At 71.3% G+C, this 8,644-nt stretch carries 8 protein-coding genes; 1 reads left to right on the forward strand and 7 read right to left on the reverse strand.

The window, feature by feature from the left end:
* Window positions 1–351: 351 nt before the first annotated feature.
* The 7 genes from proC to ACFWI9_RS21615 form a co-directional block, all read right to left on the reverse strand.
* Window positions 352–1,161 (reverse strand): pyrroline-5-carboxylate reductase, encoded by an 810-nt coding sequence (gene proC / locus ACFWI9_RS21585; protein ID WP_387164266.1) that lies wholly within the window; start codon window positions 1,159–1,161, stop codon window positions 352–354.
* Window positions 1,162–1,279: 118 nt separating this feature from the next.
* Window positions 1,280–2,101, reverse strand: coding sequence for an ABC transporter permease (locus tag ACFWI9_RS21590; protein ID WP_387164268.1), 822 nt, complete (start codon window positions 2,099–2,101; stop codon window positions 1,280–1,282).
* A complete protein-coding gene (locus ACFWI9_RS21595) occupies window positions 2,098–2,925 on the reverse strand; it encodes an ABC transporter ATP-binding protein (protein ID WP_387164269.1) in 828 nt (275 codons plus the stop codon). The genes ACFWI9_RS21590 and ACFWI9_RS21595 overlap by 4 nt, the downstream gene beginning before the upstream one ends.
* A 259-nt stretch (window positions 2,926–3,184) precedes the next feature.
* Window positions 3,185–4,324: an NAD(P)/FAD-dependent oxidoreductase gene (locus ACFWI9_RS21600; protein WP_387164271.1), complete on the reverse strand. Its 1,140-nt coding sequence runs from the start codon at window positions 4,322–4,324 to the stop codon at window positions 3,185–3,187.
* Window positions 4,325–4,369: 45 nt separating this feature from the next.
* Window positions 4,370–5,236: an RNA polymerase sigma factor SigJ gene (gene sigJ / locus ACFWI9_RS21605; RefSeq protein WP_387164273.1), complete on the reverse strand. Its 867-nt coding sequence runs from the start codon at window positions 5,234–5,236 to the stop codon at window positions 4,370–4,372.
* A gap of 76 nt (window positions 5,237–5,312) precedes the next feature.
* The gene (locus tag ACFWI9_RS21610) at window positions 5,313–5,858 is read right to left on the reverse strand and encodes a hypothetical protein (RefSeq protein ID WP_387164275.1); all 546 of its coding nucleotides are present in this window, start codon (window positions 5,856–5,858) and stop codon (window positions 5,313–5,315) included.
* A 60-nt stretch (window positions 5,859–5,918) separates the two neighbouring features.
* Entirely contained in the window at window positions 5,919–6,242 is a 324-nt protein-coding gene (locus ACFWI9_RS21615; RefSeq protein WP_387164277.1) for a peptidase, read from the reverse strand.
* A 157-nt stretch (window positions 6,243–6,399) separates the two neighbouring features.
* Between ACFWI9_RS21615 and ACFWI9_RS21620 the strand changes: the two genes are divergently transcribed.
* Window positions 6,400–8,644, forward strand: a 2,245-nt coding sequence (locus tag ACFWI9_RS21620) for a PQQ-binding-like beta-propeller repeat protein (protein ID WP_387164278.1), incomplete at its 3' end; no start/stop codon positions are given.

Genomic DNA, 8,644 nt, shown 5'->3' on the forward strand with positions numbered 1-8,644 from the left:
GAGCGGGCTGCCTTCCTGTTCTTTCGCTTTCGCGATTTCCCTTTCCGGCGTTTCCGACTCTATCAGATCCTTTCGGGCCTGACTCCCAGTCAGAGAGGGTTTGCCTTCCCGACCTCGCAGCCGTTCCGACGAGTGAGACTTTAGCGGATTCCCGGGCTCCGACGCTAATCGGGGCCTCGCGCGCTCAGGCTTTCGAACGCGGATTCCTCATTTCGCAAAAGCGCACGAAAAACGGGACGACGGAAGGTCGCTCGCTTGGAGTGGTTCTTGCGGAATGGCTGTCCGGGGCCGACCGGAGTCGGTGCTCACGTCGGACAACTCGGAGAACACTACGCATCCGAGAGGGCCATGTCAACCGTTGCCTGAGGCCAGTTCCCGGCTGCGGTCGCGGGCCGCTTCCAGTGCGGCGATGAGGGCCGCGCGTACTCCGTGGTTCTCCAGCTCGCGGATTGCGCTGATGGTGGTGCCCGCAGGTGAGGTGACGGCCTCTCGGAGCTTGACCGGGTGTTCGCCTGAGTCGCGGAGCATCACGGCGGCGCCGATGGCTGCCTGGACGATCAGGTCGTGGGCCTGGGCGCGGGGCAGGCCCAGGAGGATGCCGGCGTCGGTCATGGCCTCGACCAGGAAGTAGAAGTAGGCGGGGCCGGAGCCGGAGAGCGCGGTGGCGGCGTCCTGCTGGGACTCGGGGACGCGGAGGGTCTTGCCGACCGCGCCGAAGATCTCCTCCGTGTGGGCGAGGTGCCCTGCGTCGGCGTGGCTGCCACCGGAGATCACCGACATGCCCTCGTCCACGAGGACGGGAGTGTTCGGCATGACCCTGATGACGGGGGTTCCGGCAGCGAGGCGGCCCTCGATGGTGGCGGTGGTGATACCGGCCGCGGCGCTGATCACCAGGCGGTCGGGGGCGACATGCGGGGCGAGCTCGTCCAGGAGGCGGCCCATGTCCTGGGGCTTGACGGCCAGGATGAGGGTGTCGGCACGCTTGGCCGCCTCGGCGTTGCTCACGGCCTCTACGCCGTAGCGGCTGCGGAGTTCCTCGGCCCGTTCCGTACGCCGGGCGGTGACCAGGAGCGCACCGGCCGGCCAACCCGACCGGATCATTCCACTGAGCAGGGCCTCGCCGATCTTTCCGGTTCCGAGCACTGCGACGGTCTGGGGCATGCGGGGTCACCTCACCGGAGTGGTCCATGTCCGCGGTCCGTTCATCCGTGGACATGGTCATCCTCGCACCGGGCACCTGGGGCGGTCGGTGGTGTCCGATGGGCGGTCACCCGTGCGGTCACGCCGTGCGGCGGCGGAGGGTGGCCGCGCCGAGAGCGAGCACCAGGAGTGCGCAGCCGCCGACGATGGCGGCGTCGCGGACGAAGTCCCCGGTCATGTCGGTGTGTCGGAGTACCTCGTTCATTCCGTCGACGGCGTACGACATCGGCAGCACGTTGGAGAGGCTTTCGAGTACGGGCTGCATGGTGTCGCGAGGTGCGAACAGGCCGCAGAGCAGCAGCTGGGGGAAGATCACGGCGGGCATGAACTGGACCGCCTGGAACTCGGAGGCGGCGAATGCGGAGACGAAGAGGCCGAGTGCCGTGCCGAGCAGTGCGTCCAGGAGTGCCACGAGCAGCAGCAGCCAGGGCGAGCCCACCACGTCGAGGCCGAGGAACCACAGTGCGAGGCCGGTGGCCAGGGCTGACTGGATGATGGCGAGCAGCCCGAAGGCCAGGGCGTAGCCGGCGATGAGGTCGCCTTTGGCCAGCGGCATGGCGAGGAGCCGTTCGAGGGTTCCGGAGGTGCGCTCGCGCAGGGTGGCGATGGAGGTCACCAGGAACATGGTGATCAGCGGGAAGATGCCGAGCAGTGACGCGCCGATGGAGTCGAAGGTGCGCGGACTGCCGTCGAAGACGTAGCGCAGCAGGAAGAGCATCACGCACGGCACGAGGAGCATCAGGGCGATCGACCGCGGGTCGTGGCGCAGCTGGCGCAGCACGCGGGCGGCGGTGGCGAGGGTGCGCGAGAGGGAGAGCGCGAGGCGGGAGGGCCCCGGACTGGTGGGGGCGGGGGCCGGCCGAGCCGTGGTGGTGGTCGCGGGCGATGGGTGGGTGTTCATCGGGCGGCCTCCTGGAGAGCCTTGGCCGTGTCTACGAGGTGGAGGAAGGCGCCCTCGACGGTCGGGGTGTCGTGGCGGTGGCGCAGGGCTTCGGGGGTGTCGTCGGCGAGGAGTCGGCCCTCGCGCAGGAGCAGCAGTCGGTGGCAGCGTTCGGCCTCGTCCATCACATGCGAGGAGACCAGGATCGTGGTGCCGCGGTCGGCGGCGATGCGGTGGAAGAGGTCCCACAGGTCGCGGCGCAGTACAGGGTCGAGGCCGACGGTGGGCTCGTCCAGTACGAGCAGCTCGGGGGTGCCGAGCAGGGCGACGGCGAGTGAGACGCGGCCCCGCTGGCCTCCGGAGAGGTTTCCGGCGAGTGCGTCGGCATGGCTTGTGAGGTCGACGTCGGCGATCGCCTGGGTGACATGGGTGCGGCGGCGTCCGGCTGCCGCGCGGCCCGGATCGAGGATCGCGGCGAAGTACTCCAGGTTCTGGCGGACGGTCAGATCGTCGTAGACGGAGGGCGCCTGGGTGACATAGCCGATCCGGGAACGGGACGCGGCGTCGCCCGCGGGGCGGCCGAGGACATGGAGGGTGCCGCCGACCTGGGCCTGGGTGCCGACGATGGCGCGCATGAGGGTCGACTTGCCGCAGCCCGACGGGCCGAGCAGGCCGGTGATCCGGCCGCGTGGGACGTCGAAGTCGAGCTCCCGCAGCACCTTTCGGGGGCCGCGGATGACGGTGAGGGCACGGGCGTGGACGGCTGCGTTGTTCCCGGCGCCCTCGCCCTCGGCGCCCGCCGTGGGGTCGGCGCTGCCGGCCGGCCCCGGAGCATTATTCATCATGCGATGAATAATGCTCCGGGGTGCTGGGCGCGTCAAGGTGGTCGACCGCACCCGGGCTTCCGGCTGCGCTTTCAGCAGCGCGGTCAGCGCCCGCGCCTTGGCCTCGCCGTCGCCGCCGCTGCCCTACAGTCGGGAGGCGGTCCTGGCCGTCTCCGGGCTTCCGCGGGCCGCAGCCCAGACGCTGCGTTCTGTGGAAATCAGTTCGTATGACTCCATCACTCTGAAGTTGACGCGTGGGTCCCCGGACTCGGGACCGGGCTCAGGACATGCCGGGGATCAGCGGCACCGCCCAGGGCCGCCGGGCGGCCAGCCGCAGCGTGCCGACGGTGGCACGCACGACCCGTTCCTTGACGCGTGCGGCCGCGGCGCCCTTGAGGAACCGGTCACGCGGGCTGTCGTCCGGGCGTACGAACTGGACCAGCCCGTCATGGCGGCCGAGGCTGACGCACTGCACCACGAACCCGAAGTCCAGCGGGCGCGGCCGACTGCCGCGGAACTCGGCGATGAGCGACGTGGCGACATGCGAGCCCGTCGGGATCGCGGTCGCGCACGCCATGCGCAGTGCACCCGCCTTGGGCGAGTGGGCTGCCGCCGCGTCGCCCGCCACGTACACCTCGGGGTGGGAGACGGAACGCAGCACGGCGTCGACCGCGATCCTGCCTGAGGGGTCGATGGCGAGCCCGGCAGCTGCGGCGAGTTCGCTGTTGGGCGTCATCGCGGCCGTCCACACCACCTCGTCCGCGTCGAGGTCGTCGGCGTGCGCGACCCGGTGCCCCTCGTGGACGCGTACGCCTCGCGCCATGAGCACTTCGCGTACATGGTCACGGCCGCGGGCGGACAGTCCGGGGCCGATATCGCCGTCCGAGTGCAGCCGGACGCTCCAGCCGGGGTGGGCCTCGGCCAACTCGACGGCGAGCTCGATGCCGGTGAGTCCGCCGCCGACGACCGCGAGGGAGCCGGGGCCGTCCTGGAGCCGCTTGTACAGGGCCTCCGCGGACTCCAGGGTGTGGGCGCGTTCGCCGATGCCCTCGGGCGCCGCCGACGTACGGCTGCCGAGTGCGTAGACGAGCCGGTCGTACGGGACGCGGCGGCCGTCGTCGGTGGTCACCGTGCGGGCGGCGATGTCGATGGCGGTCACTCGGGCGTGGATGTGCCGGATGCCGGTGGAGTGCAGGAACCCGGCGAGCGGGTGGGTGGCAGCGGGGCGTCCTGCGGCGCGCTCGTGTTCGCGGATGCGTTCGGTGAAGCGGTCGCTGGGGTCGGCCAGGGTGACGCGGGCGTGCGGGGCAAGCCGCAGTGCGGCCATGAGCCCCGCGTAGCCCGCGCCGATCACCAGAACCTGCGGCGCTTTCTTGTTCGCCCTGGGCATGTCCGTCGTGTTCGTTGGTGTCGTCGTCATGCAAGGGGGACGACACAGGCCCGGGAAGTGTGACGCTCCCCGGCTTTACCCCGTCGCCAGGTGGCGCAGCTTGTCGGGGTTGACGACGGCGTCGATCTCGGTGATCCGCCCCTTGTGCACCGTGAACGCGTACACGCCGGTCATTCCGCTCGCGGCGTCGGTGAAGACCAGTCCGGGAGCACCGTTCACCTCCCGCACCGTGAACACCATCGTCGCCGGGTCGAAGGCACGCATGAGCCCCTCGGTGAAGCGGGCGACCTTGATCGGGCCCAGCACCGGCAGCCTGGCCGCGGTGACCTTGCCGCCGCCGTCCGAGCGCCAGACCACATCGGGGTCGAGGATCTGCAGCAGGCCGTCGAAGTCGCCGCCCAGCACCGCCGTGAGGAACGCGTCCACGGCGCGCCGGTGCTCTCCCCGGTCGACGGAGCGGCGCGGCGCCTCGGCCCGCACCCGGCGGCAGGCGCGGGAGGCGAGCTGGCGTACGGAGTCGGGCGTGCGGCCGACCGTCTCGGCGATCTCCGTGAAGGGCACGGCGAACACTTCATGGAGGATGAAGGCGGTGCGCTCGGCTGGGGTCAGCCGCTCCAGGACCGTGAGCATCGCCATCCCGACCGACTCGTCAAGTGTCACCCGGTCCTCGGGCCCGGCTTCGGTGACCACCGGTTCGGGCAGCCAGGGGCCGACGTAGGCCTCACGGCGTGCCCGGGCGGAGCCGAGCTGGTCGTAGCAGATCCTGCTGACGACGGTGGTCAGATACGCCCGCGGGTCCTGGGCCTCGCCGACGGGCAGGCGCTGCCAGCGCAGCCAGGACTCCTGTACGGCGTCGTCGGCGTCGGCGACCGATCCGGTGATGCGGTAGGCGATGCCCCACAGACGATCGCGCTGCTCCTCGAAGAGTGCGAGCTCTGCCATGGTCCGGTCTCTCCTCCTGCGCTCTGCCCTACGTCGACTGGAGCGACACCGGGCCCGAAAGACGTGGCATCCGGCCTCAGCGGCGGGGTTTCGGCTTCCTCTTCCGCCGGGCCGCCGGGTTGCCGGTGCGGCTCGCCCTGCGCGTCTTGTACTGGACGCGGGCCGTCTCGTACTCGGTGCGGTGCAGCTTCTCCCCGGGGGCTTCGGTGAGGGAGCGGAGGAAGTACGCGAGGAGCGAGCCGATGAACCCGATCATCTTCAGGCTGCGCAGCGCCTCCTCGCGCGCGGGGTCGGCGGGGCGCCGGGTGAAGCCCTCCCAGGTCTTGCGGAAGGCGATGGCGCTGCACACCGCGAAGGTGACGATGAGGAGCAGATTGACGAAGCCGCCCATGCCGCCGGTCGCCAGACTCTGGTAGGCGAAGCGCAGGATGAGGCAGCCGGTGACCGCCGCCGCCAGGGAGCCGGCGGCGACGGCGACCCGGCGCATCGTGTAGCCGCCGTCGTGGGCGACCCAGGTGGTACCGAAGAAACGAATCGCCTCGGGCTGCGGGCCGCTCGCCTCCGGCTGCGGGCCTCCGTCGGCATTGCTACCGCTGTGGCTGTCGTCTTGGTTTTCGCTCACGAGGTCGATTATCTCCGGGGCGGGCAGAGCAGGACGGGCGCGTCAGGCGCACCGCGCCGGTCAGGTGCAGCGACTCGCCACATAGCCGTCGCTGCCCGTGTTCACATACGCGTCCGAGACGAACTGGCCGTTGGCGATGTTGTCCCAGAGGTTCGAGGTTCCGTATGGACCGGTCACCCGCTCGCCCGGCTTCTGGCAGTTGATCGGCACCTGGGAGTCATACGGCAGCACCCTGAGGATCTGGTACTGGGTTCCCGGGCCGCTGCGTACGTTCAGCCGGTAGCCGGGGGCGACCGGGTACCGCGGCACGGCGTACGACCCGACGGCCTCCGCCGCCGCGGTGCTCTCGGTTCCTTCGGCGCCTTCGGTCTTCTCGATGGCCATGACCGGCCTCCCCCATTTGTCCGACACTGGCTGGCACTTGCTGACACTGGCTCAAAAGCTGTGCGCCGCGCAGGCTAGCAAGCCGCCTCGGTCTCGCACGAACCATCGACTAGGCTCCGTGCGTCGCGCGTGCGCATGAAGAACACGGGGGTGGGCGATGCCACCGCTGCGCAGCACCGGGCCGACTCCGGAAGCGGAACGGCAAACCGGGCAAGAGCAGCCGGAACACGCCGGGCAGTACCGACTCGGGGACTGCCTCGGGTCGGGTGGCATGGGTGTGGTGCACCTGGCCACTTCCGCTTCGGGTCTGCGCTTGGCCATCAAGGTCGTCCATGCCGAACATGCCTCTGATCCCGAGTTCAGGGCGCGTTTCCGGCAGGAGGTCGCTGCGGCCCGCCGGGTCAGCGGTGCTTTCACCGCGCCGGTTGTGGACGCCGATCCGGACGCGCCGCTGCCCTGGATGGCCACGCTGTTCATCGACGGCCTGACCCTTGCCGAACGCGTCAAGCGGAATGGTTCGCTGGACCTCGGCGAGCTGCGCAGACTCGGCGCCGGACTGGCCGAGGCACTGCGGGACATCCACCGCGCGGGTGTGGTGCACCGTGATCTCAAGCCCAGCAACGTGCTGCTCGCGGCCGATGGTCCGAAAGTCATCGACTTCGGGATCTCGCGTCCATCGGACAGCGATCTGCGGACAGAGACGGGGAAGCTGATCGGCACCCCGCCGTTCATGGCTCCCGAGCAGTTCCAGCGACCACGCGAAGTCGGTCCGGCCGCCGATGTGTTCGCGCTGGGAGCGGTTCTGGTGCATGCGGCGACCGGACGCGGGCCCTTCGGTTCGGACAGCCCGTACATCGTGGCGTACCAGGTGGTGCACAACGAGCCTGATCTGGCGGGGGTGCCCGCCGAGCTCATACCGCTGCTGACCCGCTGTCTCGCCAAGGAGCCCGGGGACAGGCCCGCACCGGGCGAGGTGATGGCGGAGCTGCGGTCACCGGTGGGCGAGGTCGACACGGCGTTCCTCTCGCTGGCGCCCGCGGACCCGCCGGATTCGCCGGACAGGCCGGGCGGGTCGGATGGGCCGGACGAGCCGGAGCCTGAAGCAGGCACAGGCTCCGGGGCAGTGACGCGGCGCAGCGCGCGGCTGCGGATGCGGTACGCCGCCGTGGGCCTCGCCGCCGCCGGGCTGCTCACCGCCGCGTACGCCGGTATCCGCGTGACGGCACCGGACCCCGCCCAGGCACCGGCCGGTGACGGGGCCGGTGCCCGGGGGGCTGCCTCCGCGCCCTGGCAGAGCAGCTTGACGTCCGGTACGGCCACGGCAGCGGGCGGAGGCGAGAGTCAGGGCTCACAAGCCACTCCGGCCTGTGCCTCCGACGGCAGTGCCCTGTACTGCTCGGCTTCCGGGGTCATGGCAGCGCGGCTGTCCCTCGTGGACGGCGCGCGCCTCTGGTCGCGTGAGGCTCCCGTCGACGCCGGCACGGCCGACCGGGCTCCGGTGCTCTCGGACGGGCTGCTGTACGTGTCCACGAACGGGGGCAGACGGCTCGACGCCCTTGATCCGGAGACCGGTGCCACCCGCTGGGGCCGGGATCTCGGCGCGTACGCGCCGGTCGTCTTCAGCCAGGGAATGATCCTTCTGATGGGCCCGGACGGGACCGTACGGGCGCTCGACGGCGCGTCGGGGGCGGAGCGCTGGCGCGCGCGGAGCGGCGGGCCGGGTACGCAGTGGATGTCCACTCCGGGGGAGGTCTTCGCCGTGACTCCGGCAGCCGACGGCCGGAACACGCTTGTCCGGGTCGTGGCGGCGGACAGCGGCGAGGTGCGCTGGGAGAAGCGGCTCAAGGGTGTGCTCACACCTGTGGCGGTGGACTCGCCGGGAACGGACCGGCTTCCGGGCGCACTGCTGCTGACGGAGGATCGCGACGGCTTCGCCAACGCTCTCGTCCGGCTCGACCCCGCGTCGCGCGAAGTCCGGCGGGTCCCGCTGCCACTGCGGGTCGACCAGGCGCAGGTGGCGGCGTCGGGCGGGGTGGTGTACGTCGTGGGCGCGGGGGGTGCGCTGATGGCCCTGGACGCAGAGGCCGGCGGAGCCCAGCGGTGGCGGCTGGAAACGTACCTGACCCGGTCGTCGCAGCCGGTGGTCCAAGGCGGTCGGGTCTATCTGAGCGGAGCTGACGGGCGCCTGCTGGCCGTCGACGCCGAGCGGGGTGCCCTACTGGGCCAGACCAGGCCCCGGACGGCCGGGGCAGGCGCCGGGGCGACCGTCGCCTCGGCGCTGCCCGCGCCGGTGGCGGTGGGCCGCAACGTCTTCGCGAGCGCCCCGGACGGTTCCGTGTTGGCCCGGGTCACGGCGGACCCCCCCCCCCGGGTAGCCCCGCGCCCCCCCACCCCCAGGCACC

Source organism: Streptomyces sp. NPDC127084, assembly GCF_042724175.1.
Lineage (GTDB): Bacteria > Actinomycetota > Actinomycetes > Streptomycetales > Streptomycetaceae > Streptomyces.

Coding starts and splice junctions, on each gene's coding strand:
- proC (WP_387164266.1), bottom strand. CDS start 1,161: ATGCCCCAGACCGTCGCAGTGCTCGGAACCGGAAAGATCGGCGAGGCC.
- ACFWI9_RS21590 (WP_387164268.1), bottom strand. CDS start 2,101: ATGAACACCCACCCATCGCCCGCGACCACCACCACGGCTCGGCCGGCC.
- ACFWI9_RS21595 (WP_387164269.1), bottom strand. CDS start 2,925: ATGATGAATAATGCTCCGGGGCCGGCCGGCAGCGCCGACCCCACGGCG.
- ACFWI9_RS21600 (WP_387164271.1), bottom strand. CDS start 4,324: ATGACGACGACACCAACGAACACGACGGACATGCCCAGGGCGAACAAG.
- sigJ (WP_387164273.1), bottom strand. CDS start 5,236: ATGGCAGAGCTCGCACTCTTCGAGGAGCAGCGCGATCGTCTGTGGGGC.
- ACFWI9_RS21615 (WP_387164277.1), bottom strand. CDS start 6,242: ATGGCCATCGAGAAGACCGAAGGCGCCGAAGGAACCGAGAGCACCGCG.